Origin of the sequence: Mesotoga sp. UBA5847 (assembly GCF_002432735.1) — a bacterium.
Classification (GTDB): domain Bacteria; phylum Thermotogota; class Thermotogae; order Petrotogales; family Kosmotogaceae; genus Mesotoga.
The window spans coordinates 117,673-142,101 of the sequence record NZ_DJGL01000069.1 but is presented as its reverse complement, the minus strand read 5'-3'; the positions used below and the strand labels follow the sequence as shown (position 1 = coordinate 142,101).

Genomic DNA, 24,429 nt, shown 5'->3' with positions numbered 1-24,429 from the left:
ACCTCAATTTCTAAGTGATTCCAGTGACCCCTTAATTATATTATAGACTGCTTCACTGAACTCTTCCTCGGATTCGAAATCTTCGGGCAAGACCGGTTTACATATCGAAAGAGATATCCTTGACGGAGTTATTAGGAAGCTATTCTTCTTAAGGAGATTTCGTGTTCCGTCCAGGGCAACAGGCAGAACCCTTATTCCAAGCTTAAAGGGTATCGAAAGACTTCCCTCTTTGAATTCCCCAATCTCGCCGCCGGTGCTCCGCGTTCCTTCTGGAAAGAGCAGAATCGTTCCGTCTTCTTTCAGTATCCGGAATATCTTTCTCATTGCTCCTGCGGTCTGCGATTTGTTTCCCCTTTCGATGTACACTCCGTCGAGAGCGCTAACAAACCAATTGATTCCCGGAATCTTCGATAATTCCTTCTTCGCAATAAAAGAGATTTCTGCGTACACATAGCCGGGAATCAGAGGAATGTCGAATGCGCTCTGATGATTTGCTACTATCACCATAGAGCCTGTCTGCGGCACGTTTTCTTTGCCTACTACCTTAACTCTTGAACCTGAAAGAATAAAGGCCGCACGGCCAAACCTCGACACTTCGCGGGATATGAATGTCTTCCGCTCTTTCTTCCCCTTGAGCTTACCTATGAGATTTCCGATGAGAATAACGATTCCCCCGTAAACGTAGATATAAAGAACCCCGATTACGGCTATCCAGATCGTAACGAGCAGACTAAGAATCTTCTTGAGGAACCCCAATGACTCCTACCTCCAATACCTCTCCATTCTTCAACCTGTACATTCTCGACTTGTCAAGTGCTCTTGCACCTAAGTCTTCGAAGTCAAGACCGGCCTCAACCCGGTTGATATCGAATAATCTCGCTTTGGTAGCTGGATTTGAAGGAACAAACACAGTACAACAATCTTCATACGGCAGTATCGATGTACCGAATGTGCCAATTCTCTTCGCCAGTTCTATCGTCTCGATTTTATCGTAAGTAACGAGCGGTCTGAGTACGATCAGCCCTGTCTGTTCTTCTATGACCCTAAGGTTTTCCAGGGTCTGGCTGGCAACCTGCCCAAGGTTCTCTCCTGTTACGATAGCAACTATCCCATTATTCTCGGCAATCTTGCTGGCGATTCTCATCATGAGCCTTCTCTGGCATAGAAGGCTGTATCTCTCTTCAACGTGCTTATGGATAGCAATTTGAGCTTCGGTGAAGTGAACGGAATACATTCTGAACTCCCTGCCCCCGTTGTACAGAGAAAGCGTTCTTGCAAGAGAGAGAACTTTGTCAAAAGCTTTCTCTCCCGTGTAAGGTGGACTGGAGAAGTGAATGGCATCTAGATCCAACCCCCTTTTCTGAGCGAGCCACCCTGCCACAGGACTGTCTATACCTCCAGAAAGCATAAGCATTGCTCTGCCACTTACTCCAACCGGGAGACCTCCGCTCGCGGTTGTCTTTCCGCAAGAAACGAGAACTCCCTCATCTCTTATCTCGATCTCGATTTTGAAATCGGGGTTGTGAAGATCAACAGATGTCTCAGGGATTTTCTCAAGAATCCGCTCACCTACTAAAGGGTTCAGTTCAATGCTCTTAAGCGGGAATCTCTTGTCCAGTCTCCTTGTTTCAACCTTGAAGGTTCTTCTTCCTCTCATAATCTCTTCATGAGCGAGGTCAACGGAAGTTCGATAGATGTCCTCCAGATCATATGAAGTCCATGTGCCGACACTGAAGTTCTGAATTCCGAATGTTCTTGACGCAACTTCTGTAGCAGCTTTGAGTCTCTCGGAGGGTACCGAAACAATGATTCGGCCTCTGATTCTTTCTACTGTGGAGCTTCCAAGCTGTCTCTTAATGTTGTTCACCAGGGTTTTCTCAAACAACTTCCTGTTTCCTTGCTTAAGGGCGATTTCTCCATATCTAACCACTAGAAATTTATCCATCAGACTTCCTCCGGCATCTTTTGATCATGTAGTTATATAATATTCCTATCATACAATCTTCTTTGGGAGGTGTACCTTTACATGAAGAAACTGCTTACAGTTGTATTTTTGATCGTGTGTTCAGTCATGATCCTCGCTTCTGATTATGAGACTCTGTATTCTGAATTCGTTGGAATAAGAGCTTTAGAGAATGTAGAGATGATGTCAGCGTTCATAGGAAAGCTTGAGTTGGAGGACATGGGAAACATAGAGATTCTTACTTTGTTAGCTGATTCGCACAGAGAATACGCGAACTGGATCGAAGACAAGAAATCGAGAGAGACTCATTATAAGAAGGCAAGAGAGCTTGCCGAGAAGGCTATAGAGATGGATGCCTCTTACGGAATGGCGTATTACGTGAAAGGGGCGGCAATCGGTCAGCTGGCACAAATGGCGGGCATAATCCAGTCGATGTTCCTGATAACTGACTTCGACAAGAGTATTGACAAAGCTATGGAACTGATGCCCGACAGCCCGTTTCCGTTTATTGCTAAAGGCATGAGAGATAGGGATACTCCCTGGCCATACCGAAATTACGGAAAGTCGGAAGAACGATTCCTGAAGGCCATTGAAAATGATCCTGAATACATCAACAGCTACTACGAGCTGGCCGTTCTGTATGAAGTATGGAAGAAGAAAGATCTGGCGGCGCAGTACTACAAAAGGGTTGTTGAGTTGGATCTGCAACCGGCTTTTGTTGCTCAAGGACAGGAGTCGAAGGAAAAGGCCCAGAAGTGGCTTGAAGATAACGGTTACTGATGCTTTATAGGATACTTTTCTCGCTTGTTCCGCTTTTCCTGATGCCATTTCTCAATTACCAATTCTTAGACTCGGTGATAGCCGTGTTAGTAATCCTTCCGGGAATGATTCTCGGAAACAAGACGGATCGAGTGGCTAGAATACAGAATCTCACGATGATTCTTTTCTATGTGGTTCTCATATTCGGCTACTTTCATGATACAACCGGCACAATCTACAGAACCGAGGTCATGATTCTGGTTGCGGCTCAAGGTGTGTCTGGCTTTTACGGCTTACTTCACCAGAAAAGACGGCTGGCAGTGGTCTTCTCGCTGGGATACTGGATTCTGGTAGGAGTTGCTATGGGAAGAATAGCTTATTTTCGGCTGGGAAATAGTGGAATCGTTCTTACGGTAGTACTAATGCTGCTAGTTGCTGCGCAGGATGTCAGAAGGATTTTCAAACCTTTGGCTAAGAGCCCTTTTATGCAGGGTGGTGAAGACAGTAATGAGTAGTGCAGGTAAAGTAAGAATCGGAATCGTGCAGTTTAGAGCGTATAACGATGAACCTGGAGAAAACCTTGAGAGAGCGACTAACTACATAGAGAATCTAGTAGAAGAAGAAGTGGATCTAGTGCTCCTTCCCGAGATGTTCAATAGTGGATACGGAACGGACGAGACCACAGTGAACAACGCGATTGAGATGCAAGAAGAAACCGTGGAAGTTCTGTCTGCACTTGCGGATTATAACGATATCGCCATAGTAGGTGGGATGGTCAACAGAAAGGATGGGGCTGTTTTCAATTCCACGGTGATAATGTTGCCGTACCTCGAACCAATCTACTACAACAAGACTCATCTCTTTCGAGACGAGAAAAAGGTCTTCACTCCTGGAAGCGAATTCAGGTCATTCGAGTATTCTGGAGTCAGTTTCGGAGTGCTAATGTGCTACGAAGTAGGATTCCCCGAAATCTCAAGAAAACTCTGTCTGAATGGAGCAGAGATTCTATTGATTCCCTTCGCTTTTGGGAGAGAGAGAAGAACGATTTTCGATGTTGCAACGAGAGCTCGTGCGATAGAAAACGCATGTTTTGTCGTTGCTGCAAGCCAATGTGGAGTCGGTAGATCGATTAACTTCGTCGGAGAGAGCAGAATTGTGTCTCCCTCAGGCGAAATTCTTGTAGATTGCGGTGGTGCAGAAGGCTTCGCTTCTACCGATATTGATACCAAGCTTGTGAAGAAGTACCGGTACAGTGAAACCCGCGATTCACACGGGTATTTTTCTAACTTCAGGGATGACCTTTATCGTTGAAACCCGGTTGACAGGTTCATTCGCATGGGATACAATAAATACCGTCAGTGGGCCGTTAGCTCAGCAGGCAGAGCGATTGATTCTTAATCAATAGGTTGCAGGTTCGATCCCTGCACGGCTCACCAGAAAGTAGTATTAAGTGGAGATCTTCTCCCACCCCCGCCCAAAGGTTGAGGGGTCAATAGCTTGAAAACTGGTTATTGACATGGCGGGTTGTTCCGCCAATTTTTTTATGAGAGGTGATGTAGTATCGTAAGAGGTGATTCAACACCGAAAAACAACGAAATAATGACGAAGACTGTTAGACTCGTTGACATTGACGGAGAACAGCTTGGAGTAGTACAGACAACGGAGGCATTGAGAATCGCAAGAGAAAAAGGACTCGATCTGGTTCTTGTTGCTCCATCAGCAAATCCTCCTGTAGCAAGAATTATGGACTACGGTAAGTATAAATACGAAAAGGACAAGCGCAAGAAGGAAGCAAAGAAGAAGACGAAACAGTCTCAACTCAAAGAAATGAAATTCAGGATCAGGATCGATGAGCACGATTTCCAGACGAAGACGAACAGGATCAAAGAGTTTCTTGAAAAGGGAAGCAAAGTTAGGGTGGTCATAATGTTTAGAGGAAGGGAGATCGTCTTTTCAGATAAAGGGAGAGAGATTCTCGAAAGAGTTGCAGATCAGCTTCAACTAATTTCCGATATCGACCGTCCTCCAAAGTTGGAGGGAAGAGATATGTGGATGATTCTTAAGCCAAAGGCAGCTCCTCAAGGAGGTAAAGATAATGGGCAACAAAGTAAAGATGAAGCCTCATAAGGCAAGTGCCAAAAGATATAAGGTAACCGGTAGTGGAAAGATAATGAGAAACCAGTCTGGAACTGGTCATAATACCGGTAAGAAGAGCGAAAGCAGCCGCCGAGAGGCCCGAAAATGGAAATTGGTCGAAGGCGGATATGAGAAGAAAGTAAAGAAAAGCCTGGGCATTTGACCCTTCTGAGAGGTGAGATTTAGATGCGAGTAAAAGGTGGAGTGAACTCCAAAAAGAAAAAGCTGAAATACTTGAAGGCCGCGAAAGGCTATAGAGGTGCGTTGAGCAGAAGATACAGACTTGCAAAGCAGTATTACATAAGATCGGGAGTCTACGCATATGCTGGAAGGAAGATCAGAAAGAGAGATTTCCGAAAGCTATGGATAACCAGGATAAATGCTGGTGCTAGAATTGCCGGTACGAAGTACAACGATCTCATTCACGGTTTGAAATTGGCCGGTGTGAACATCAACAGAAAGATGCTGGCTGATCTTGCGGTCAATGATTTCGGCACATTCAAAGAGTATTGCGAGATTGCCAAATCGGCACTGAACGGTAACTGAAAGGGGCTTAGGCCCTTTTTTTTTGTGAGGGGATGAGACAATGGAATACTCTGCTAAGAGAATAGGGAAGATGGCCTTCTACGCGAAGACTCCTTCTGGCCATGATATACATATGGATGCAAAGGAAAGTTCCGGAGGCGATGGATCGGCACCGACTCCAATGGAGACGGTAATGGCTGCCTTGATGGGTTGCACTTCAATGGATGTTGTTTTGATTCTTTCCAAGATGAAGGTTACAGATTACGAGTACTGGATTTCTGCAAACTATGAGTATGCGAAGGAACATCCGAAGGTTTTCACGAGTATCGAACTCGTATATCACTTCTCGGGCAAAGATCTGCCGAAGGATAAGATTGAAAAGGCAGTTGTCCTTTCTCAGGAAAGATATTGCTCCGTCTCGGCAATGCTGAAGAATTCGGTAGATCTTACAATGAGGATTGAATATGGGGGCGAAAGAAATTGAATCCACAAGAGATGGCTGAGAGGATGGAAAGCATAAGAGAAAACGTTAAGTCAATAAAGAACAAAATACTAGTGATGTCAGGTAAAGGTGGAGTCGGCAAGTCGACGGTCGCGGTTAATCTGGCGCTGGCTCTTGCGGATGAAGGCTTCAAGACGGGTCTGATGGATATTGATCTTCATGGACCAAACGTTGCCAGGATGGTAGGTCTGAAAAAGCAGCCCGAAGTCGTAGAAGGACAGATTTTTCCTCCCGAAGTTCTACCAAATCTTAAGGTAATAAGCATTTCAAGCTTCGTTGAAGAAGATGCTCCGGTTATTTGGCGTGGTCCAATGAAGACAACGGCGATCTATCAGTTTCTTGGTGATGTTGCGTGGGGAGAGCTCGACTTCCTCGTAATTGACTCTCCTCCAGGTACCGGCGACGAGCCTTTGACAGTTCTTCAGACTCTTCCTGATATAATGGCGCTTATAGTTACTACACCTCAAGCCGTTGCAGTTCAGGATGTGAAGAGAGCGATCAATCTGGTAGAGACAATGCACAGGAACCCACTGGGAATTGTGGAAAACATGTCATATATGAGATGCCCGCACTGTGGAGAAATCACGAAGTTATTTGGAGAAGGTGGAGGGAAGAATCTCGAGACTCTCTTCAGCATCCCCCTTTTAGGGTCGCTCCCCTTCGATCCTACGCTAGTAGGTTTTTCGGACAACGGCAAAAGCATCGTTACTCACATGAGAGGGTCTGAACTTGAAGTCGCATACCGCTCAACGGTGAAAGAGATCGTTAAGAGGGTGAATATCTAGTGGGAAAGTTCAAGAGTATCACGCTTGAATGGAAAGAAGATCGACTGATACTAATAGACCAAAGAAAACTACCTTCAGTTGAAAAGTATGTTGAATGCCAGACCCACGAAGACGTGTATCATGCGATAAGGGATATGGTGATCCGAGGAGCCCCTGCGATAGGAGCAAGCGCGGCATTTGGTTATCTCCTTGGTGCTAAAGAGGTTCTGGCAAGCTCTAAGGAAGTGTTCTTCGACCATATGGATTTGGTGAAGAGAAGGCTCTCAGAAAGCAGACCTACGGCCGTAAATCTTTTCTGGGCTCTCAACAGAATGGAAAAGACACTCAACACCCATCGTGAATTAGATAGAAAAAGGTTAGCAGAGAGTCTTGAGAGCGAAGCGCTTGCAATTGCAGAGGAAGATATTGAGATCAATATGACGATTGGGAAAAACGGTGCAACTGTTGTGAGAGACGGTGACGGAATACTTACTCATTGCAACGCAGGAGCACTCGCGACTGTGGATTATGGAACGGCACTAGGTGTGATGAGGGCGGCCGTGGAGCAAGGCAAAAAGATATCGGTTTATGCCGATGAGACTCGACCGTATCTCCAAGGGGCTAGGCTGACGGCTTGGGAGCTTATGAAATCAGGAATCGATGTTACTCTTATCTGCGACAATATGGCAGGATGGGTTATGAAGAAGGGGTTAGTCGATCTAGTGTTGGTCGGGGCAGACAGGATCGCCGCTAACGGTGATACGGCAAACAAGATCGGAACCTATTCGGTTGCCATTCTTGCTCAAAAACACGGGATTCCCTTCTACATTGTTGCACCGCTGAGCACAGTGGATCTTCTGACCAAAAGTGGTGATGGGATTCCGATAGAGGAGAGAAGCCATCTTGAGATAACACAAATTGGGGATTATCAGATAGCCCCCGAGGGTGTCAAGTGTTTCAACCCTGCATTTGATATTACTCCATCAAGCCTTATAACCGGGATAATTACTGAAAAGGGAATTGCTCGTGCACCATACGATGTTTCGTTGAAGAAGATGTTCGAATAGAATCCTTTAGGAGGTTTTTTGCATGTGGGAATCTTTGGAGAGAACCGATAGACAAGTATTCGATATTATGGTCAAAGAGCTTGATAGACAAAGAAATGGGCTCGAACTGATCGCTTCTGAGAATTTCGTCTCTAAAGCCGTCATGGAGGCGATGGGATCAGTGATGACAAACAAATATGCGGAAGGTTACCCGTCCAAAAGATACTACGGAGGCTGTGTTTTTGTCGACGAGGTCGAGGAGCTTGCACGAGAGAGAGCCAAAAAGCTTTTCGATGCGGGGTTTTCAAACGTTCAGCCTCACTCGGGCTCCCAGGCAAACATGGCTGCCTATCTGGCTATTGCCAAACCGGGCGATACTATAATGGGAATGTCTCTTAGTCACGGGGGCCACCTCACCCACGGATCACCGGTAAACTTTTCTGGAAAGCTTTTCAACGTTGTCGCTTATGGAGTTGATGAGGAGAGTGAGGTAATCGATTACAAAGAAGTCAGAAGGATTGCCCTCGAGTCGAAGCCTTCAGTAATTGTGGCTGGCGGGAGTGCTTATTCTAGAATAATCGATTTCAAGAAGTTCAGGGAGATCGCCGATGAAGTCGGTGCAGTACTGATGGTTGACATGGCGCATTTTGCCGGCTTGGTTGCGGCAGGAATTCATCCCAACCCGCTTGATTTCGCCCATATAGTAACCACTACTACTCACAAGACATTGAGAGGACCTCGCGGTGGAATGATACTTACCAATAGTGAAGAAATCGCCAAAGCGGTTGACAAGATGGTGTTCCCGGGAACTCAGGGCGGTCCGCTGATGCATGTAATCGCCTCGAAAGCAGTATCATTTGGAGAGGCTCTCAGAGATGAATTCAAAGTCTATCAGCAGAGTATTGTCGAGAATACTCGTTATTTGGCGAAGTCTCTTGAAGAGAAAGGTCTAAGGATAGTCTCGGGAGGGACGGACACACATCTCTTCCTGGTAGATTTGACTCCAATAAATGTCACCGGTAAGTCTGCCGAGAAAGCACTTGAAAAGGCTGACATTACGGTTAATAAGAACACAATACCTAGGGAGACAAGATCTCCTTTCGTAACCAGTGGCATAAGAATTGGAACCCCTGCGGTTACTACAAGGGGAATGACTGAGAAGGAAATGCCAATTATTGCGGACTTGATAATCAGAGTCCTTAAGAGCATAGAAGGAGATAAGGGAGAGATATCTCAGACAAAGGTGAGAGAGATAAGCGAAGAGGTCAAGGCTTTGGCTGAGAAATTCCCGCTCTACCCGGATCTGGTCCACAGGAGTGATGCAGGTGTTTGATCAGCTCACGATAGTTAACCATCCGCTCATTCAGCACAAGCTAGGAATAATGAGAGATGATCAAACCGGTCCAAAGGAGTTTAGGGAACTCCTGAAAGAAATCACTCTGTTACTTACTTATGAGGCTACAAGGCATATCCCAACTTTTGAGAAAGAGATAACTACTCCACTCGTGAAGATGATCGGTCAAAGTATCGAAGATAAGAAGGTGGCTGTTGTCCCGATTCTTAGAGCTGGATTGGGCATGGTTGAGGGCGTTCTCTCCCTAATGCCTAACGCATCAGTCGGTTATATCGGCATATACAGAGATCCCGACACGATTCAACCCGTTGAGTATTACTCAAAACTGCCAAAGATCGACGAAACGACTCAGATATTTGTGCTGGATCCAATGCTGGCAACGGGTGTTTCGTCATCTTGGGCCCTTAAACTGGTCAAGAAAGCAGGAGGGAAACAGATCTCTTTGATGTGTTTGATTGCAGCTCCCGAAGGAGTTAGTTTCATACAGAAGAATCATCCCGATGTGAAGGTCTTTACCGCAGCTCTTGATGAAAAACTGAATGATCATGCCTATATCATTCCTGGATTAGGAGATGCAGGTGACAGACTCTACAGAACGAAGTAGGGCTCGGGCTCTTGTTGTCGGCGGATATCTAGAGGATATTGAGGTCTCAGGCAGTGGACACAATGCCAGAATAATCCAGGCTACTGGAGGATCGGGCTTCAATGTGGCAAACTGCCTTTCCTTGTTTGGTGTTGATGTCCTTTTTCTGAGCTGTTTTGGCCCTGGTGAATCGAGCCAATGGGAGTTCAAGTCTATCCCAATTAGATCAGAGTGTTCAAGAGGAAAGTTTCTTTTTAGGAAGAATGAAGTTCTCGCCGTGGAAAAGCCGTCGATAGTCGGTATTGAAGAAGAGCTGATCGGCATTTTGCTAAAAGAGGAGTTTGATCTTATTTACAGTACTCTAGAGATAGGCCAGTCGGCTGCTGCGACGGTGAGCGCCATTAAGTCTCGTTTAAAGGTGCTCGATCCTTCTCCTGGGCACGAATATAGGGGGAACGGAGGACTTTCGTTGTACGACCTTATTCTCGCCAATGATTATATGGCCTTTGACAAGAAAGACAAGAGAGTGATTACTAAGGCATCGTCAAAAGGAGCCTCTTACGGGGGACATGATTACAAACCCCGTAGAATCGGTGAGAGTCGTTTCGGCAGCGGAGATTTGTTTGGAGCGATCTTGTCGATCATGATTCTTGCAGGAAGGACCATCGATGGCGCCATAAGAGAGGCCGTTGAGATCAGCAGCGAGTTCTGCTATCAGGAACGATCGCTAGAGCAGTTCGTGCTTCATAAGAGAGCCGTCATTGATAACTCTATAAGGGGTTGAGCATATGTCTGGGAAACTAACAGTTGTTGCGGGACCAATGTATTCCGGGAAGACTTCGACACTTCTATCCATGATAGAGATATATACACTTGGAAGAAAGAGAATAAAGGTTTTCAAGCCGATAATTGATAACAGATACTCCTCTAATCATGTGGTTAGTCACTCGGGACAGATGGCAGAGGCCATTAACGTGGAAGACTCTTCAAAAATCCGAGAAATCGTTTCACTGGAAAAGGAGAAGCTCGACGCGATTTTCATAGATGAGACTAACTTTTTCGATCAAAGTCTGCTAGAGGTAGTGGAAGAGATAGTATTTAGCGGGATTGATGTCTTCTGTGTGGGGTTAGATCTCAGTTTCAAACACAGGCCTTTTACCGTCACTGCAAGTTTGATGGCGGCTGCAGATGAAGTCGTCAAAAAGAAGGCCGTATGCCACAGGTGTGGCGAGTACAATGCAACCGTTACGCACAGGATTTCGGGTTCGATAGATAGTGAGATAGATGTGGGTGGAATGGAGAAATATATAGCCGTCTGCAGGGATTGTTACAGAGAACTTAATTCATCTGACTAGATAGCACGCGCCGCTTCGATGCCATAATCTTCTTTAGAAGAATGTTTAGCCTCTTCGCCATTTGGCGGTTGATAGCATTGCTTAAGAAATTATTTGCAAGTATATAGGTGAATTAAGTATATTGATATTAGTGTGGTAATTAAAAATTAATATAAGTAGATGATAATCGCAGTTGTTGTTCAGATAAGTTCAACATTCTTGCGCCGGCCCGTTGTATACTTTTCAGGCTGCGGAGGTGTTTAGATGTTTGAGAATCTCCAGGACAAACTTGGCAGAGCATTTAAGCTGCTGAGTGGAAAAGGAAGGATCTCGGAAAAGAATATAGAAGACGCCGTTAAGCAAGTTAAGCTGTCGCTCCTAGAAGCCGATGTCAACTACAAGGTTGTCAAAGAGTTTATAGGAGGGGTAACAGAAAAGGCTCTTGGTGAAGAGGTGCTGAAGTCTTTCACACCGGATCAACAGTTCATAAAGATCGTTAGGGATGAGCTGATCAAGATGCTTGGTGAGAAGTCGGTTCCGTTGAGGCTTTCTAGTCAGCCTGCCATAATCATGATGGTAGGTCTTCAGGGCAGCGGAAAGACGACGACTACTGCCAAGCTCGGTGCTCTACTGAGAAAGGAAGGCAAGAAACCTCTCCTTGTTGCAGCAGATGTTTACAGACCGGCTGCTATTGATCAGCTTATTCAGCTCGGAAAGCAGATAGATTTGCCCGTTTTCACCGGCGAAAGAAAGAATCCGGTGAGAATTGCTAAGGAAGCGGTTCAGCAGGCAGTAAAGAATATTAACGATGTGGTAATTCTAGATACGGCCGGACGGCTTCATATAGATGAAACAATGATGAGTGAACTCAGAGAGATCGTTGCCACGGTCAAGCCCGACGAGATCCTAATGGTTGTTGACGCGATGACTGGTCAGGATGCAGTGAATTCTGCAAAGGCATTTAATGAAGCGCTTGAGCTGTCGGGGTTCGTTGTGACGAAGCTAGATGGAGATGCCAGAGGCGGAGTGATTCTATCGATACGGCATGTGACGGGCAAACCGGTCAAGTTCATAGGGATTTCCGAGAAGCCCGATGGGATTGAGACTTTCTATCCAGACAGAGTGACCGGTCGAATACTTGGCATGGGAGACGTACTATCACTAATAGATAAACTGCAGTTGAACATAGACGAGGAAAAGGCAAAAGAGATGGAAGAGAAGTTTCTCAAGAACAAGTTCGATCTTGAGGACTTTCTAAACCAGCTTAAGGAAGTGAAGAAGCTGGGTTCCATAGCAGACATCATGGAAATGATTCCCGGAGCACCCAAAGACGTGGATCTTGCGGGAAGCGAGAAAAGCATGAAGCGAACGGAAGCGATTATAAGCTCAATGACCTCGAAAGAGAGGAGAAACCCCAAGCTTCTGAACTACTCAAGAAAACAAAGGGTTGCAAGAGGCAGCGGTACGACTATCCAGGATGTGAACAAGCTCTTGAAGTCATATGATCAGATGAGAAGCATGATGAAGCAGTTTGGAAAGAAGGGAAAGCTGTTCAAAAGTATGAAAGGATTTCCATTTTAGATAGTAAAGAATCAGGAGGTGTACGCAAAGAATGGTAAGAATAAGGCTAACAAGAATGGGTAGAAGAAACAGGCCGTTTTACAGGCTTGTCGTGGTAGATTCTCAGAAACGTAGAGACGGAGCATATATTGACTCTCTAGGTTTCTATGATCCCATAAGGGATCCGGGAATCATGAGTGTTGATGTCGACAAGGCTGTAGAATGGATTATGAAGGGTGCGCAGCCAACGGAAACCGCGAGATCTATTCTCGCAAAGTTTGGAGTTATGAAGAAGGTTCATGAACTCAAACTCGTAAAAGAGTCAGGAGAGAAAACGGAGTAATGAAGGAAGTGCTTGAACATATTCTGAAGGGAATAGTTAGAAACCCTGATCAGATTGCCGTAGATCAGACAACTGACGAAAACGGAAACACGGTCTTTGAAATAAGTGCTGCAGAAGAAGATGTCGGCCAGATAATCGGAAAAGATGGCAGAACCATAAAGTCAGTGAATGTTCTTCTCAATGCTCTCGCAGGCTCGTCGAAGGAGAGTTTCATCCTAAAGGTGGTTCGATGAGCGATTTGAGAGGCGGCCTTTCTGAGGACATGATCCCTGTGGGAAGGATAGTCAAGCCACACGGTCTTCGGGGCGAGATGAAGGCCAAGATTTCTCTAGAAGACGAAGAAGTGTTCAGAGGTATCGAGGATGTCTTACTGTACAACGAGAAAACGGGATCTCAGCTTAGAGTATCTTTAGACGGAGTCAGGAAAGCAGCGAAGGGATGGATTGTACACTTTGACGGTGTTGACTCGATGGTTCAGGCAGAGAGGTTTGCGGGCTTCCACATATATATCGAAAGGCAGGCCTTGCCTGAACTTGGAGAAGGAGAGTATTACTACTTCCAGATTCTTGGTTGCAGTGTCTACGATGAAAAAGGTCGACTTATTGGTATGGTGAACGACATCATCGACACCGGCGCAAACGATGTTATGGTTGTTGTTCGAGATCAGAAGGACTTAACCGTGAAGGAAGAGCTGATACCTCTAATAAAGGATTACATTGTCGAGTTGAATGTAGATGGGAAGACTATAGTTGCGAAGACTATGGAATTTGAAGAGGTTAAGTCTGGATGAGAATCGACGTCTTGACGATCTTCCCACGGCTCTTTGAAACGGTTTTCAGCTGGGGAGTCATATCGCGAGCAATAGAAAGAGAGATTATATTCTTTAGAGCCATCGATATAAGAGATTTCACGGAGGATCGTCACAGGACCACCGACGACTACCCTTTTGGAGGGGGAAGCGGTCTAGTAATGAAGGCCGAACCAATTCTGAAGGCAGTTGAGAGTCTGTCCGACGAAGGAACCAAACCCTACGTAATCTATGCATCTCCTCAGGGTAAGGTCTTTGACAATAACAAGGCTCAGGAACTAAGTAGGTTAGAAAGTATTGCCTTCATCTGTGGTCGATATGAGGGAATAGACGAAAGAGTTATGAATGTAGTTGACGAAGAGCTTTCGGTGGGAGACTTCGTACTTAGCGGTGGAGAAGTTCCTGCAATGCTCATGATAGAGGCTATCTCAAGATTTGTGCCCGGTGTGGTGGGAGATATGGAGTCGGTGATAAACGATTCATTCTTCTCTGAACTCCTTGATCATCCTCATTACACAAGACCGAGAGAACTGAACGGTATGAAGGTGCCCGACGAGCTCCTTAGCGGGAATCATGAGATGATAGAGATTTACAGAAGGATCGAGAGTTTGAAGAGGACTATGGAGAGAAGACCGGATGTCTTTTTGAAGCATGATTTCGATTTGACGGATAAGAAGGCCTTGCTTGCGCTCTTCAAGGAGCTGAAAAGAGATGCTGAATAACATATACCTTGCTCTAATTCACTACCCAGTTTTGGGTAGGCATGGAAATATCGTTTCCAGCGCGGTTACTAATCTCGATGTGCACGATATTGCCCGAACATGTAGAACGTACAACATCAAGGGCTACTTCGTAGTGAGCAATCTTCCCGCGCAGAGAGAAATAGTAGATAATGTTCTTAATTACTGGCTTGAGGAGTTCGGAAGAGAGTACAATCCTAGTAGAAGTGAGGCCCTTACTGTTGTTAAGAGGGCGTCGTACATCGAAGACGTTATTGAAGAAATCGATAGGATTGAGGGTAAGAAACCGGTTCTTATATTCACTTCGGCCAAGAAGGGAATAGACAGACTAACTTATGAGGAAATGAGGAAGGTTATCATATCAAGTGAGAAACCTCATCTTCTTCTTTTTGGAACAAGTTGGGGCTTGCCCAAGGAAATTGAGAAGACTTGCGACTATTCGCTTGAGCCGCTGAGAGCAGATTCGGATTTCAATCATCTCTCGGTCAGGGCGGCGGTTGCGATAATATTAGACAGATTAATTCACGAGGATACAATAGAAGTTAGGAGGGATTAAGATGGATCAGTACATAAGATCTCTGGAAAACGAACATTTGAGAGAAGATCTTCCACAGATTGGCCCGGGCGATACTGTACGGGTAAGCGTAAGAATAAGAGAAGGGAACAAGGAAAGGATACAGGCCTTTGAAGGTATTGTTATGGGCATCAGGGGCAGTGGAACGGGCAAGTCGTTTACTGTTAGAAGAGTGGGGGCTGCAGGAGTTGGAGTAGAGAGGATTTTCCCATTTACAAGTCCTTCTCTTGAAAAGATTGAGGTTCTGAGAAGAGGAAAAGTTAGGAGAGCGAAGATCTACTACATTAGAGACGTGCAGGGTAAGGTAAAGATAAAAGAGAAAAGGGACTGAGGCCTAGTGTCTGCTAAGAAGTCGGAAAAGGCCTCTGACAAAAAAGGATCGCGCTTTCTCCACGAAGTGAAGGAGTGGGGAAAGGCGATTCTTTACGCGATTGTCTTTGGAACGATAATTCGTCTGTTTGTTTTTGAGACTATGCTAGTTCCGACGGGTTCTATGATACCTACCATAAATCCTCCCGCCAGGTTATTTGTGGAGAAGATTACATACGAATACAGACAGCCTGATTACGGAGATATCGTCGTATTCTGGACACCTTACGTAGACATCGAGTCTCAGAAGTATCTCAGGGCCTTCGACAAGTTTATGGATTTCTTCGCACCCGCAGAATACAGGGGCCACGTGAAATACGTGAAGCGGTTGGTTGGAAAGCCCGGTGATGTTCTTGAACTCAAGAGGGCTCCGGACTATACTGCGGCTAATCCAGTTTACCAGCTGTACGTTAATGGAGACATTCCTCCTTCGCTGGAGGAAAGGCGTTATGTCAGGGAAGGGGTCTTTTATGATCCGATGTTCTTCTTTGGGTTGGCTCACCCGGATGACCCTTCGGTGAGGTTTTCACCATATTACAGACTGTATCAGGCATACAAGGGGCTTATTGAGTACGCGGAGTTTTACGATACGGTGTTGGAACCACTCGGTCTGGAAAAGTATATTCGGCAAGATCCTGCAACGGGAGAAGTAAAGGTTATTGTTCCGGAAGGGTTTAGATTCATGATGGGGGATAACTCTACCAACAGCTTTGACAGCAGGTATTTCGGTTTTGTGCCAGAGGAAGCTATAATTGGGAGTCCTATGCTCACAATATGGCCATTATCTGATTTTGGGCCATTAAGAAAATAACCGGGGAATCCCCGGTTCTGGCGGAGGCGGTGGGACTCGAACCCACAAGGGGCGTCAACCCCACCGATTTTCAAGACCGGCTCCTTAGCCAATTAGGATACGCCTCCACTTAGCTGATTATACCTCTTCGAAAGAGCAGATTCAAGGGGTGTTGATCTTGAGAGACGTACAGAATGAGAGAGACAAGAGAAACATCAGAATCAACATGGTCGGGATAAAGTCAATTGAATATCCCATCGTGGTTTTGGATAGGGAATTTGGAACACAGCATACGGTAGGCAATTTCGATCTCTTTGTGGATCTCCCGACGGATTTTCGAGGCACACATATGTCGAGATTCGTTGAGGTTCTTGAAAGACATCACAAGAAAATCACGCCGAGAAACATGGAATCGATTCTGAACGACATTAGAGATTCACTTAGGGCAGATGTTGCGCACATCAAGGTGCAATTTCCATACTTCATAAGAAAGAAGGCGCCTATAAGCGGCAGTGAGAGTTTCAGCTCGTTTGGCTGTTCGTTTTCCACAACGAAGGATGGAGAGTTCGATTTTGTGCTCGGAGTTAAGGTTCCGGTGATGACTGTCTGTCCCTGTTCTAAAGAAATCAGCGATAGAGGAGCTCACAATCAGAGAGCCGAGGTGTTCGTTTCCGTTCGAATGAACTCGCTCGTATGGATAGAAGAGATAATCGAGTATGTCGAGAAATCTGCGAGCGCTCCGATCTTCTCTCTTCTCAAGAGAGAAGACGAGAAATACATTACCGAACACTCTTTCGATAACCCCCGATTTGTTGAAGACCTTTCTCGGGAGGTAGTTCTGTTTCTGCAAGAAGATGACCGCATCGATTGGTATAGAATCGAAGTAATAAGCCAGGAGTCAATTCATAATCACGAGGCTTACGCTTGCATAGAAAAGGAATAGCACATGTGTTTCCTGAATGAGCAGATCGACTCGCCTAGTCGCATCAAACTAACAAGGCTTCTGGAGCTAATAACATCTTCTCAACACAACCTTACGTCTGTTAGGGACTTCGAGAGAGCTACGATTGTACACGTGGAGGATTCTCTAAAACCATTCTGCGGTTCAACATTTAGGGGTCGCTTCGTGGATATTGGAAGTGGCGGCGGGATTCCCGGTCTTGTCTTGGCAATTGCCTTTCCAGAAGCGGAATGGGTGTTGGTAGACTCTATTGCGAAGAAGACAAAGGAGATAGAGAGATTTGCCCATGAGCTGGAACTGAAGAACGTCGTTGTGAAAACAGCAAGAGCGGAGGAATTGGCGCTGGAAGAAAGAGAGAAGTTCGATGCTGCGTTCATGAGAGCTGTCGCCAGATGTGATACTTCTTTGGAACTGGCAACTCCTCTTGTGAAAACCGGAGGCATCGTATATCTTTACAAAGGACCGGGATGGTGTGAGGAGAGGGTATTCTCGCGCGTTGCTGAAGAGAAACTAGGTCTTGGCCTGTTGCAGGAGAAGGAGTACTGTCTATCAGACGGATCTATCCGGTTCATGATAGTCTATGCAAAGAAGAGAGAGACCCCAGATGGGTTTCCGAGAAGGTGCGGAATGGCTTCAAAGTCTCCTTTGGGAGGTTCAAAGTGACTGCTGAAAAAGGGAAGCTTTGGATTGTGGGAACACCTATAGGAAATCTAGAGGATATGACCATAAGAGGAAAGAAAATTCTGGAAGAGGCAGACCTGATTCTCGCCGAAGACACTAGAAGGATGAGGTCTTTGCTTTCTTCTATGGGAATAGATAAGAAGGTTGTTCTGTCTCTGAACATGCATAATCAGGACGAGAGAGTTCCGTTAATAATTGATCGTCTGAGCAAGGGAGAGCAAATAGCGCTTTCAAGTGATGCCGGTATGCCTGTGATCTCGGACCCGGGAGCTCATGTCGTCAAAACTTGTCGTGAGAGAGGCTTCGAAGTGGATGTTGCGCCCGGCCCATGTGCTGTTTCATGTGGGCTCGCGATAAGCGGCTTTCCGGGGACTCACTTCACTTTTCTTGGGTTTCTGCCAAGAGGCAAGAATCGCAGAAGGGTTTTCAGGAAGATTGCTCAGGGTCTTTATGGAGACGGCGTCATCGTCTTCTTCGAGTCTCCATTTCGGCTCGTAGATACCTTAGGAGAGCTTCTTGAGATAGTTGGCGATAGGGAGGTCTTCGTTGGGAGAGAGATGACTAAACTCTTTCAAGAGAGTTATTTCGGCAGTCTTTCTGACGTAGTCGAGAGATTCAAGGCGACCGAGCCAAAAGGGGAGATAACCGTAGTTCTCTCTGGAAGGGAGAATAATGATGCTTGAGATGATGAGAAACTTCTTCAGCCTCACCCCTGCCATAGCGGTGGCCATAATCTCTCACGAGTACTCTCGTTTCATAACCGCGAAGAGATTCGACGCGGTGAAACCCGAATGGGGAGGACCCGGATTCATAAGAAGGATAGACCCTGTAGGTCTGCTCATGTACTACTTCTTCAAATTCGGCTGGTCTCGACCTTTCCCTGTGAACTACTGGAAGCTGAGAAAAGCCGGATATTTCAAGGGTATACTCACGGCGATTTCTGGTTCTATTGCCAATTTCTCGATCGGTCTTATTGCCGGTCTAGTTTTCTACCTTTCGGGTCTCCACCAGTACTCCACGTTTATGCCGGAAGCCGTCAATTCATTTCCATTGAGCTACATCGCCGATGTAGTGTACTGGATGATGGTAATTGATCTCAATACAGCCTTGTTCAACCTAATTCCAATTCCGCCTCTTGACGGAGCAAACATTGTTACAATGATTGTTCCGGAGAACCAGGTCAATTGGCTGGTGAAATATGAACTGTACGGAATACTTACACTTCTAGTGCTTTCACTTATGGGCATAATACAGCTAGTAATGTGGCCGATAACGCAGTTCATTCAGCTACTGGCGAGGCTGATTGCTTAAGTCCTTTCATTTTGCAGTCGAGAGTCAATCATTTGAACTGCTTCGGAAAGCGCGCTCTTAAGGTCACCTTCGTATTTGAGGGTGAAGCCGGAAGCTTTCTGGTGACCTCCACCGCCAAATGCAACGGCAATCTCACTGACATCGAAGTATTTCTTCGATCTAAGTGAAACGTGTGCCTCACCTGAACGGGCTTCTGAAGCAAAAAGAGCTACTTCTACGCTCTCTACTGATCTCAATTCTCCAACGAAACCCGTGAAATCATCGTCTGTAAGTGAATACTTTTCAAAATCAGCCAGTGTCAGATATGAGTAAGCAAATCTGTTGTTTGAAAGCAGCGTGATGTTATCAATAGCATCTCTTTCAAGAAACAGCTCCTCAATCTTTCGGGTCTCGAGAATCGCTGTTGCCACGAAATCGGGATCGGCTCCCAAACTAACAAGCTCAGCAGCAGCTTGAAATACCGAGCTGTCCACGTTTGAGTATCTGAAGAATCCCGTGTCTGTTGCAATCCCTAAGTAATTCATCAACGCAAGATCCCTGTCATATTCAATATCCATAAGCCTCAGAAGATCGAGAATCATTTGAGCTGTCGACGAGTATGAAGGGTCTACCCAGCATTCGTTTGCGAAGTATGTGTTTGTTGCATGGTGATCGATCACTATCGAAGGAACTCCCATTCTGAGGAAGTTTTCAAACCTTCCGATTCTGTCCGGTGATGATGCGTCAACCACGATAATCAAGTCTGGCTTAGGAATCTCCTCGTCAAAACCTTTGATCCTTTCTATCCAGGGAAAGACTTTGAAGTTCGGTGAAATTTTCCAATCAATTGCGGGTGTGGCTTTCTTCCCGAATCTTTCAATACCCACCGAAAGCGAGACCACGGAAGAAATGCAGTCTCCGTCGGGCATTATGTGGCCAGCTACAAGGATGTTTTCAGCTTTTTGGATACATGAGACAACACTGCTTGCTTTTCTGATCATCATTTGCTCTCCAACAATGATTCGATGGCGTATCGAACTATAGAACTGAACTTTGGTCTGATTCTTCTGGCCGTGCTAACAACATCGGCATGGGAGAGTTTCTCCTTCAGGATTCCCGATGCCATATTCGTAACGCAGGATAGAACAAGAAGCTTGATACCGCAGTGCCTGGCAGCGATTACTTCTGGTACTGTCGACATTCCAACGAGATCTGCTCCGAAAAACTCAAAGGCCCTTATCTCTGCCGGAGTCTCATAATTTGGACCAAGAGCCCAACAATAAGTTCCCTCCTTCAATTCTATCCCCGTGTTTTGAAGACGGGTTTTCAAGTCCGCCAGCCAGAGACTGTCTACGATTTCCGACATATCTGGAAATCTCACGCCATATTGCTCGTAATTGACTCCCCTGAGAGGATTTCGAAAGCCGAAATTCACTACATCAGTCACTGCGACGATATCTCCTGGAGAGAAGCTTCTATTTATGCCCCCCGCAGCATTCGTAATCAACAGATGTTCTATTCCGAGCTCCTTGAACAAATACACCGGAGAAGTGACATCTCTGATGTTATGACCCTCGTAGTAGTGAAATCGTCCCTCCATTGCTACAACGGGAAGACCATGAAAGTATCCGAAGACCAATCTTCCAGAATGACCTTCAACGGTTGTTTTAGGAAATCCCGGAATTTCAGAATACTCTATTGCTATTGGTTCGGAGAAGTGTTCCGTCAGATAGCCAAGGCCGGATCCGAGAATTAGTGCCGCCTTTGGAGTCATTTTGATTCGTTCAGTTACCTCTTCTTTCATCACTTCGAATATATTCATAGAAAACCTCCGAAAGTAAAGCCATTCAAATTATTATATAATAATGAATGCTTTTGGGAATCGAGAGCCGTTTGACTTTGAAGCTCTCGGTTAATATAATTGTTCCGATTTTCAGAATTCGAAGGGAGGAAATCCTTTGACGGCCGATGAAGTTTTCGACAGAGTGAAGAACATAATTTCCGAGAAACTTGGAGTCGAAGAAGATGAAATCGCTATGGATTCCAGTTTGACAGAGGATCTCGGAGCCGATTCTCTCGATCTGGTCGACCTGGTGATGGCATTTGAAGATGAATTCGATTTTAAGGTCGAAGATGAGCAGATTGAGAGCATCTCTACGGTGGGAGATATTGTGGAAAGTATCAGCAAAGGTCTGGGAGTTGAAGACTGAGTCTTTCAAGGGGGCTTAAGGCCCCCTTAATGTTGAGTGGAGTGGTATCGATAGATAGAGAATTCAGAGTATCAAAAGAAAACTTCTATGAGAGATTAGACAGGTTCTTGAGAAGGGAGCTCTCAGACCTGAAGTTGTCATCTATCTACAAGTTGCTGAGAAAGGGAAATGTGAAAGTCAATGAGAAGAAAGTCAAGGATGGCTCCTTCAGGCTTGAGATAGGAGATTTAGTTCGAGTAGCTTTTTCTGGAGATCCTTCAAGACTGAAGCGTCTTAGAGAATCGCGTGAACTGATTCCTCACGAGATTCCCCTTAAGATACTATTCGAAGACGATTCAATAATCGCGGTCGACAAACCGGCGGGGATATCCGTTCATCCCGGAAAAGGCATCCAGATTGTAACGTTGGTCGAGGGACTCATGGCATATGGAGAGGCAAGAGGTTTCTTGCCGCGGCCCGTCCACCGGCTCGATAAGCATACCTCAGGAGTGATAGTCTTCGCCAAATCTCCAGAGTCGGCTAGAGAGTTGTCATCACTGTTTAGGCTGCGAGGAATGGAAAAGGGTTACCACACGCTTGTGAAAGGAGTGCCGGAAGCTAAAGGAAGACTTGTTTCCGAGAGAGAGAAACACACTGAGTCATTGACGTTCAGAATTGAAAAGAGTTTTGCCTCGGTTTCACTATTGTGGATAGATCTTCACACAGGGAAGAAGCACCAGATACGTCGTCAGCTGAGCGAAGCCGGGTATCCAGTTGTTGGGGACGATGTCTATGGAGACAAATTGTTCAACAGGGAGTTCAAGAAAGAGACCGGGCTCAGAAGATACTTCTTGCACTGTTCGAGACTCTCCTTTATTTGGGAAGGTGGAAAGACGATCGAGATTCTTTCGGGACTTCCCGACGACCTTGAGAAGGTGTTGGTCAAACTCAAATGAAGTCAGCCCTTCTGCTTTTGACGGTCATTCTCATTTCGATCTACGCATTCAGTCAAGTGGAGATCAGGAGAGAGATTGAAGAAGCAAACGCTGAACTCTCACAGATATACGGCTTTTCGGTCAAGTATAATCTTACGATTCTCAAAGGCGAAGGCCATGAGCAGCCAGCAGCAATTGATGATAATGGAATCTACCAGATCTTTCTTTACACGACTTCCTATAGATCCGGAGTCGCAAGACATGAACTCGCACATGTCTATTTCTTTGAGTACCTTAGGAGCATCGGCTTCACTCCTAATGAGATTCCTGTATGGTACCATGAATTAATGGCGGAAGGCTTTCAGAGTCTTCATTCGAGGACGAGAATTCCGATACTCAGAGTTGCCTTCTATGATTTCACAGAGTTTGACAGAAGGTACCCTAATAAGGATGACCAATCTGTTTTCTATGGAGCTGTTTCGAGCTTCGCTGGATACATTCTGGAGAGGCATTCATATATTGATCTGACGAGCGTCGCAGAAGAGTTCTTACAAGAAGGGGATATGAGTGCAGCCTTTTCGAAGGTTTTTGGATCGAGTCTAGGGTCTATGATTCTAAAGTGGAGACTTATCTTCTTGCTTCCATATTCTCCATTTCTCATCGGTGTAGTATTATTTCTTTATCTTCTGATTGGGAGGAGAGACAAGTATTGGCGGAAGTTCCCGTTAGACCTAGAAAGCCTCAGAGAAGACGAAGAAACGAAAAACAGAAGAGCGCACTAAGACTCGGCAACGGTATAGTCGTTGTTGCCTTCATTTCCGGATTGCTTCTGTCTTTGTTCTACATTCCCTGGAGAGTTTCCCTGGATTTCAACTACAACGATGCTGTGATAATTACAGAGAAGGCGGTAGACGCAGTCCCTTCAAAGCAGCTGATTTACGTGGAAGATCTGGAGAACGTCTCGAATTTGGAGTCTTCGGTTATTCTGGTGGATCTGAGAGACGACTGGCATAGGCTGGAGGAGATATTGGCTCTGCAGATCCCGATGATCCTTACTGGAGTCTCCCCTTACACAGTCTCGGAGCTTGCATCGATTCTTGACAATCACTTCGCATACACGGGATACATGGAGTTTGACGAAAGAGGCCATTATGTCCTTGATGTGCTGAGGGCAAGGGAGAACAAATCTCTGGTGTTTCGAGTGCACAATCTGAAGAAGAAAGAGTATCCAAACTATGATGTTGACAAGGCAGTGACCAGGTACCTTAGAGCTGTCAGAGAAAGGAGCATTGATGCACTTCTCTTTTTGACTCCCGACAATGATTTTGACTATGATGAGCTGGTATCTCAAGTTTATGGAGTACTCGACGGCATGGGATTCGCTTCGACCGAATTAGTTTCTCCAAGGACTGGTTCATCCAGGTTCGCCTTGCTGGCATCCCTGTTTGTGTTTGTTCTCCTGTTATCTGTCAGTCCTTTGCTTGCAGCTGTTGTCACAGCGTTGTTCGTGTTGTTTCCAACTGTTGGTCTTCCCGCGGCCGCTGTCTTCGGTGAGTTTGCCATATATCGGAGGGTTTCTTCCTTGAAAACCGGGGTGATCAAGGGTCTCCTTCTTTTCTTTTCCTTCTCGATTTTCCTCGGAATAGCAATCAACGCCTCGATGGTAGGTGCCTCCTATCAGAATGGACTGGAGCTCTTCAGAGGCGTGAAGATCTCATTGGTAGCCCTCCCCTTCTGGCTTTTTGTCACTGGTTTTGGTAGAAGCGTTTCGAAAAAGGTTTCTAGGGGAGATATACTTGTCGTTCTTCTTGCAGGGCTGGTAGCCGTCTATTACATCCTTAGAAGCGGGAACTTCTCTTTTGTGCTTGATGTGGAAAGAACAATGCGAGACTATCTTGACAACGTCCTCATAGTCCGTCCGCGTTTCAAGGAATTGCTCGCATATCCGCTTCTGGCAGTGATGATTCACTTCTCTTTTGATCTCAAAGGGAAACTCGGACCGATAATTGCTGCAGGTGGATCACTTGTAACTGTATCTATAGTTAATACCTTCTGCCACGCTACTGTTCCTCTGTGGACAGGCCTGCTGAGAAGTGCGTATGGTTTAATCTTCGGTACAGTGCTTTCACTTCTAATAATCGTGATCATCAAAAAGTATAATAGATCAAGGGACATCGCTAACAACTTGTTGAACGTGTCTGATGAAGACAAGTCTAATTAGTA

The 24,429-nt window shown here is 45.7% G+C and carries 33 protein-coding genes and 2 tRNA genes; 30 read left to right on the top strand and 5 right to left on the bottom strand.

Features of this window, described 5'->3' with window-relative positions; translation table 11 throughout:
* Positions 1–3: 3 nt before the first annotated feature.
* The gene (locus tag B3K91_RS07800) at positions 4–756 is read right to left on the bottom strand and encodes a lysophospholipid acyltransferase family protein (RefSeq protein ID WP_214078724.1); all 753 of its coding nucleotides are present in this window, start codon (positions 754–756) and stop codon (positions 4–6) included.
* The gene (gene thiI / locus B3K91_RS07795; RefSeq protein WP_292588328.1) at positions 731–1,945 is read right to left on the bottom strand and encodes a tRNA uracil 4-sulfurtransferase ThiI; all 1,215 of its coding nucleotides are present in this window, start codon (positions 1,943–1,945) and stop codon (positions 731–733) included. Before thiI ends, B3K91_RS07800 begins: the two co-directional genes overlap by 26 nt.
* Before the next feature lie 81 nt (positions 1,946–2,026).
* On the opposite strand from thiI, the gene B3K91_RS07790 reads away from it, so the two are divergent.
* From B3K91_RS07790 to lepB, 22 genes are all read left to right on the top strand, one after another.
* Positions 2,027–2,743: a tetratricopeptide repeat protein gene (locus B3K91_RS07790; protein ID WP_214059999.1), complete on the top strand. Its 717-nt coding sequence runs from the start codon at positions 2,027–2,029 to the stop codon at positions 2,741–2,743.
* Entirely contained in the window at positions 2,743–3,237 is a 495-nt protein-coding gene (locus tag B3K91_RS07785; RefSeq protein ID WP_292588331.1) for a hypothetical protein, read from the top strand. The genes B3K91_RS07790 and B3K91_RS07785 overlap by 1 nt, the downstream gene beginning before the upstream one ends.
* Positions 3,230–4,033, top strand: coding sequence for a carbon-nitrogen hydrolase family protein (locus tag B3K91_RS07780; protein ID WP_214059997.1), 804 nt, complete (start codon positions 3,230–3,232; stop codon positions 4,031–4,033). The genes B3K91_RS07785 and B3K91_RS07780 overlap by 8 nt, the downstream gene beginning before the upstream one ends.
* Positions 4,034–4,082: 49 nt before the next feature.
* Positions 4,083–4,158: transfer RNA gene (locus B3K91_RS07775), tRNA-Lys, on the top strand.
* Positions 4,159–4,282: 124 nt separating this feature from the next.
* Entirely contained in the window at positions 4,283–4,849 is a 567-nt protein-coding gene (infC, locus tag B3K91_RS07770; RefSeq protein ID WP_292588531.1) for a translation initiation factor IF-3, read from the top strand.
* The gene (gene rpmI / locus B3K91_RS07765) at positions 4,818–5,021 is read left to right on the top strand and encodes a 50S ribosomal protein L35 (RefSeq protein ID WP_214059995.1); all 204 of its coding nucleotides are present in this window, start codon (positions 4,818–4,820) and stop codon (positions 5,019–5,021) included. The genes infC and rpmI overlap by 32 nt, the downstream gene beginning before the upstream one ends.
* Positions 5,022–5,044: 23 nt before the next feature.
* Positions 5,045–5,404, top strand: a complete 360-nt coding sequence (rplT, locus tag B3K91_RS07760; RefSeq protein WP_214059994.1) for a 50S ribosomal protein L20 — start codon at positions 5,045–5,047, stop codon at positions 5,402–5,404.
* Positions 5,405–5,444: 40 nt separating this feature from the next.
* Complete coding sequence (locus B3K91_RS07755) at positions 5,445–5,867, top strand: OsmC family protein (protein WP_292588335.1); 423 nt, start codon at positions 5,445–5,447, stop codon at positions 5,865–5,867.
* Positions 5,864–6,670, top strand: coding sequence for an Mrp/NBP35 family ATP-binding protein (locus tag B3K91_RS07750; protein WP_180979882.1), 807 nt, complete (start codon positions 5,864–5,866; stop codon positions 6,668–6,670). Before B3K91_RS07755 ends, B3K91_RS07750 begins: the two co-directional genes overlap by 4 nt.
* Positions 6,670–7,716: an S-methyl-5-thioribose-1-phosphate isomerase gene (mtnA, locus tag B3K91_RS07745; protein WP_292588339.1), complete on the top strand. Its 1,047-nt coding sequence runs from the start codon at positions 6,670–6,672 to the stop codon at positions 7,714–7,716. Before B3K91_RS07750 ends, mtnA begins: the two co-directional genes overlap by 1 nt.
* Before the next feature lie 22 nt (positions 7,717–7,738).
* Positions 7,739–9,028, top strand: coding sequence for a serine hydroxymethyltransferase (gene glyA, locus B3K91_RS07740; RefSeq protein WP_103133856.1), 1,290 nt, complete (start codon positions 7,739–7,741; stop codon positions 9,026–9,028).
* A gap of 49 nt (positions 9,029–9,077) precedes the next feature.
* Positions 9,078–9,653, top strand: coding sequence for a uracil phosphoribosyltransferase (upp, locus tag B3K91_RS07735; RefSeq protein WP_349682107.1), 576 nt, complete (start codon positions 9,078–9,080; stop codon positions 9,651–9,653).
* Complete coding sequence (locus tag B3K91_RS07730; RefSeq protein WP_292588345.1) at positions 9,622–10,416, top strand: carbohydrate kinase; 795 nt, start codon at positions 9,622–9,624, stop codon at positions 10,414–10,416. Before upp ends, B3K91_RS07730 begins: the two co-directional genes overlap by 32 nt.
* 4 nt (positions 10,417–10,420) lie before the next feature.
* Positions 10,421–10,987: a thymidine kinase gene (locus B3K91_RS07725; protein WP_099829096.1), complete on the top strand. Its 567-nt coding sequence runs from the start codon at positions 10,421–10,423 to the stop codon at positions 10,985–10,987.
* Positions 10,988–11,230: 243 nt separating this feature from the next.
* Positions 11,231–12,547: a signal recognition particle protein gene (ffh, locus tag B3K91_RS07720; protein WP_214078733.1), complete on the top strand. Its 1,317-nt coding sequence runs from the start codon at positions 11,231–11,233 to the stop codon at positions 12,545–12,547.
* Between the two features lie 31 nt (positions 12,548–12,578).
* The gene (gene rpsP, locus B3K91_RS07715) at positions 12,579–12,869 is read left to right on the top strand and encodes a 30S ribosomal protein S16 (RefSeq protein WP_214078734.1); all 291 of its coding nucleotides are present in this window, start codon (positions 12,579–12,581) and stop codon (positions 12,867–12,869) included.
* Positions 12,869–13,102, top strand: a complete 234-nt coding sequence (locus B3K91_RS07710; protein ID WP_099829099.1) for a KH domain-containing protein — start codon at positions 12,869–12,871, stop codon at positions 13,100–13,102. The genes rpsP and B3K91_RS07710 overlap by 1 nt, the downstream gene beginning before the upstream one ends.
* On the top strand, positions 13,099–13,659 hold the full coding sequence (rimM, locus tag B3K91_RS07705; RefSeq protein ID WP_292588351.1) for a ribosome maturation factor RimM: 561 nt from the start codon (positions 13,099–13,101) through the stop codon (positions 13,657–13,659). The genes B3K91_RS07710 and rimM overlap by 4 nt, the downstream gene beginning before the upstream one ends.
* Complete coding sequence (gene trmD / locus B3K91_RS07700; RefSeq protein WP_292588353.1) at positions 13,656–14,399, top strand: tRNA (guanosine(37)-N1)-methyltransferase TrmD; 744 nt, start codon at positions 13,656–13,658, stop codon at positions 14,397–14,399. The genes rimM and trmD overlap by 4 nt, the downstream gene beginning before the upstream one ends.
* Entirely contained in the window at positions 14,389–14,973 is a 585-nt protein-coding gene (locus B3K91_RS07695; protein ID WP_214060766.1) for an RNA methyltransferase, read from the top strand. The genes trmD and B3K91_RS07695 overlap by 11 nt, the downstream gene beginning before the upstream one ends.
* Position 14,974: 1 nt before the next feature.
* A complete protein-coding gene (gene rplS / locus B3K91_RS07690; protein WP_099829103.1) occupies positions 14,975–15,322 on the top strand; it encodes a 50S ribosomal protein L19 in 348 nt (115 codons plus the stop codon).
* A gap of 6 nt (positions 15,323–15,328) precedes the next feature.
* Entirely contained in the window at positions 15,329–16,171 is an 843-nt protein-coding gene (gene lepB, locus B3K91_RS07685; protein ID WP_214060765.1) for a signal peptidase I, read from the top strand.
* 18 nt (positions 16,172–16,189) lie between these two features.
* On the opposite strand, the gene B3K91_RS07680 is transcribed toward lepB, so the two are convergent.
* Positions 16,190–16,278: transfer RNA gene (locus tag B3K91_RS07680), tRNA-Ser, on the bottom strand.
* A gap of 50 nt (positions 16,279–16,328) precedes the next feature.
* Here B3K91_RS07680 and folE2 point away from each other — a divergent pair.
* Genes folE2 through B3K91_RS07660 form a run of 4 tightly spaced genes read left to right on the top strand, consistent with a single transcriptional unit; the run spans position 16,329 to position 19,103 of the window.
* A complete protein-coding gene (gene folE2 / locus B3K91_RS07675) occupies positions 16,329–17,093 on the top strand; it encodes a GTP cyclohydrolase FolE2 (RefSeq protein WP_300980214.1) in 765 nt (254 codons plus the stop codon).
* Positions 17,094–17,096: 3 nt separating this feature from the next.
* A complete protein-coding gene (gene rsmG, locus B3K91_RS07670; protein WP_214060763.1) occupies positions 17,097–17,774 on the top strand; it encodes a 16S rRNA (guanine(527)-N(7))-methyltransferase RsmG in 678 nt (225 codons plus the stop codon).
* Entirely contained in the window at positions 17,771–18,475 is a 705-nt protein-coding gene (gene rsmI, locus B3K91_RS07665) for a 16S rRNA (cytidine(1402)-2'-O)-methyltransferase (protein ID WP_214060762.1), read from the top strand. The genes rsmG and rsmI overlap by 4 nt, the downstream gene beginning before the upstream one ends.
* Entirely contained in the window at positions 18,465–19,103 is a 639-nt protein-coding gene (locus tag B3K91_RS07660) for a site-2 protease family protein (protein ID WP_292588360.1), read from the top strand. Before rsmI ends, B3K91_RS07660 begins: the two co-directional genes overlap by 11 nt.
* Here B3K91_RS07660 and B3K91_RS07655 read toward each other — a convergent pair.
* Positions 19,100–20,083, bottom strand: coding sequence for a DHH family phosphoesterase (locus B3K91_RS07655; protein ID WP_214060761.1), 984 nt, complete (start codon positions 20,081–20,083; stop codon positions 19,100–19,102). The two genes, B3K91_RS07660 and B3K91_RS07655, sit on opposite strands and share 4 nt — an antisense overlap.
* Positions 20,083–20,904, bottom strand: coding sequence for a purine-nucleoside phosphorylase (locus tag B3K91_RS07650; RefSeq protein ID WP_214060760.1), 822 nt, complete (start codon positions 20,902–20,904; stop codon positions 20,083–20,085). The genes B3K91_RS07655 and B3K91_RS07650 overlap by 1 nt, the downstream gene beginning before the upstream one ends.
* Before the next feature lie 136 nt (positions 20,905–21,040).
* Between B3K91_RS07650 and acpP the strand changes: the two genes are divergently transcribed.
* From acpP to B3K91_RS07630, 4 genes are read left to right on the top strand one after another with little or no spacing between them, the layout of a single operon-like run.
* Positions 21,041–21,292 carry an acyl carrier protein gene (gene acpP, locus B3K91_RS07645; protein WP_099829110.1) on the top strand — a complete coding sequence of 84 codons (252 nt, stop codon included), beginning with the start codon at positions 21,041–21,043 and terminating at the stop codon, positions 21,290–21,292.
* 29 nt (positions 21,293–21,321) lie between these two features.
* Positions 21,322–22,227: an RluA family pseudouridine synthase gene (locus tag B3K91_RS07640; RefSeq protein ID WP_292592157.1), complete on the top strand. Its 906-nt coding sequence runs from the start codon at positions 21,322–21,324 to the stop codon at positions 22,225–22,227.
* On the top strand, positions 22,224–22,988 hold the full coding sequence (locus B3K91_RS07635; RefSeq protein ID WP_292592156.1) for a hypothetical protein: 765 nt from the start codon (positions 22,224–22,226) through the stop codon (positions 22,986–22,988). The genes B3K91_RS07640 and B3K91_RS07635 overlap by 4 nt, the downstream gene beginning before the upstream one ends.
* Positions 22,916–24,427 (top strand): DUF5693 family protein, encoded by a 1,512-nt coding sequence (locus tag B3K91_RS07630; protein WP_292592155.1) that lies wholly within the window; start codon positions 22,916–22,918, stop codon positions 24,425–24,427. The genes B3K91_RS07635 and B3K91_RS07630 overlap by 73 nt, the downstream gene beginning before the upstream one ends.
* Positions 24,428–24,429 lie beyond the last annotated feature (2 nt).

What these genes read in the sequence shown, in the direction of transcription:
- B3K91_RS07730 (WP_292588345.1), top strand. Translation starts at nt 9,622, where the DNA reads ATGCAGGTGACAGACTCTACAGAACGAAGTAGGGCTCGGGCTCTTGTT.
- B3K91_RS07635 (WP_292592156.1), top strand. Translation starts at nt 22,224, where the DNA reads ATGAAGTCAGCCCTTCTGCTTTTGACGGTCATTCTCATTTCGATCTAC.
- B3K91_RS07710 (WP_099829099.1), top strand. Translation starts at nt 12,869, where the DNA reads ATGAAGGAAGTGCTTGAACATATTCTGAAGGGAATAGTTAGAAACCCT.
- B3K91_RS07650 (WP_214060760.1), bottom strand. Translation starts at nt 20,904, where the DNA reads ATGAATATATTCGAAGTGATGAAAGAAGAGGTAACTGAACGAATCAAA.
- B3K91_RS07780 (WP_214059997.1), top strand. Translation starts at nt 3,230, where the DNA reads ATGAGTAGTGCAGGTAAAGTAAGAATCGGAATCGTGCAGTTTAGAGCG.
- rimM (WP_292588351.1), top strand. Translation starts at nt 13,099, where the DNA reads ATGAGCGATTTGAGAGGCGGCCTTTCTGAGGACATGATCCCTGTGGGA.
- trmD (WP_292588353.1), top strand. Translation starts at nt 13,656, where the DNA reads ATGAGAATCGACGTCTTGACGATCTTCCCACGGCTCTTTGAAACGGTT.
- B3K91_RS07660 (WP_292588360.1), top strand. Translation starts at nt 18,465, where the DNA reads ATGATGCTTGAGATGATGAGAAACTTCTTCAGCCTCACCCCTGCCATA.
- thiI (WP_292588328.1), bottom strand. Translation starts at nt 1,945, where the DNA reads ATGGATAAATTTCTAGTGGTTAGATATGGAGAAATCGCCCTTAAGCAA.
- rplS (WP_099829103.1), top strand. Translation starts at nt 14,975, where the DNA reads ATGGATCAGTACATAAGATCTCTGGAAAACGAACATTTGAGAGAAGAT.
- B3K91_RS07655 (WP_214060761.1), bottom strand. Translation starts at nt 20,083, where the DNA reads ATGATCAGAAAAGCAAGCAGTGTTGTCTCATGTATCCAAAAAGCTGAA.
- B3K91_RS07755 (WP_292588335.1), top strand. Translation starts at nt 5,445, where the DNA reads ATGGAATACTCTGCTAAGAGAATAGGGAAGATGGCCTTCTACGCGAAG.
- ffh (WP_214078733.1), top strand. Translation starts at nt 11,231, where the DNA reads ATGTTTGAGAATCTCCAGGACAAACTTGGCAGAGCATTTAAGCTGCTG.
- B3K91_RS07725 (WP_099829096.1), top strand. Translation starts at nt 10,421, where the DNA reads ATGTCTGGGAAACTAACAGTTGTTGCGGGACCAATGTATTCCGGGAAG.
- rsmG (WP_214060763.1), top strand. Translation starts at nt 17,097, where the DNA reads ATGTGTTTCCTGAATGAGCAGATCGACTCGCCTAGTCGCATCAAACTA.
- rplT (WP_214059994.1), top strand. Translation starts at nt 5,045, where the DNA reads ATGCGAGTAAAAGGTGGAGTGAACTCCAAAAAGAAAAAGCTGAAATAC.
- B3K91_RS07785 (WP_292588331.1), top strand. Translation starts at nt 2,743, where the DNA reads ATGCTTTATAGGATACTTTTCTCGCTTGTTCCGCTTTTCCTGATGCCA.
- B3K91_RS07790 (WP_214059999.1), top strand. Translation starts at nt 2,027, where the DNA reads ATGAAGAAACTGCTTACAGTTGTATTTTTGATCGTGTGTTCAGTCATG.
- B3K91_RS07640 (WP_292592157.1), top strand. Translation starts at nt 21,322, where the DNA reads ATGTTGAGTGGAGTGGTATCGATAGATAGAGAATTCAGAGTATCAAAA.
- rpmI (WP_214059995.1), top strand. Translation starts at nt 4,818, where the DNA reads ATGGGCAACAAAGTAAAGATGAAGCCTCATAAGGCAAGTGCCAAAAGA.
- upp (WP_349682107.1), top strand. Translation starts at nt 9,078, where the DNA reads ATGAGAGATGATCAAACCGGTCCAAAGGAGTTTAGGGAACTCCTGAAA.
- rpsP (WP_214078734.1), top strand. Translation starts at nt 12,579, where the DNA reads ATGGTAAGAATAAGGCTAACAAGAATGGGTAGAAGAAACAGGCCGTTT.
- glyA (WP_103133856.1), top strand. Translation starts at nt 7,739, where the DNA reads ATGTGGGAATCTTTGGAGAGAACCGATAGACAAGTATTCGATATTATG.
- B3K91_RS07695 (WP_214060766.1), top strand. Translation starts at nt 14,389, where the DNA reads ATGCTGAATAACATATACCTTGCTCTAATTCACTACCCAGTTTTGGGT.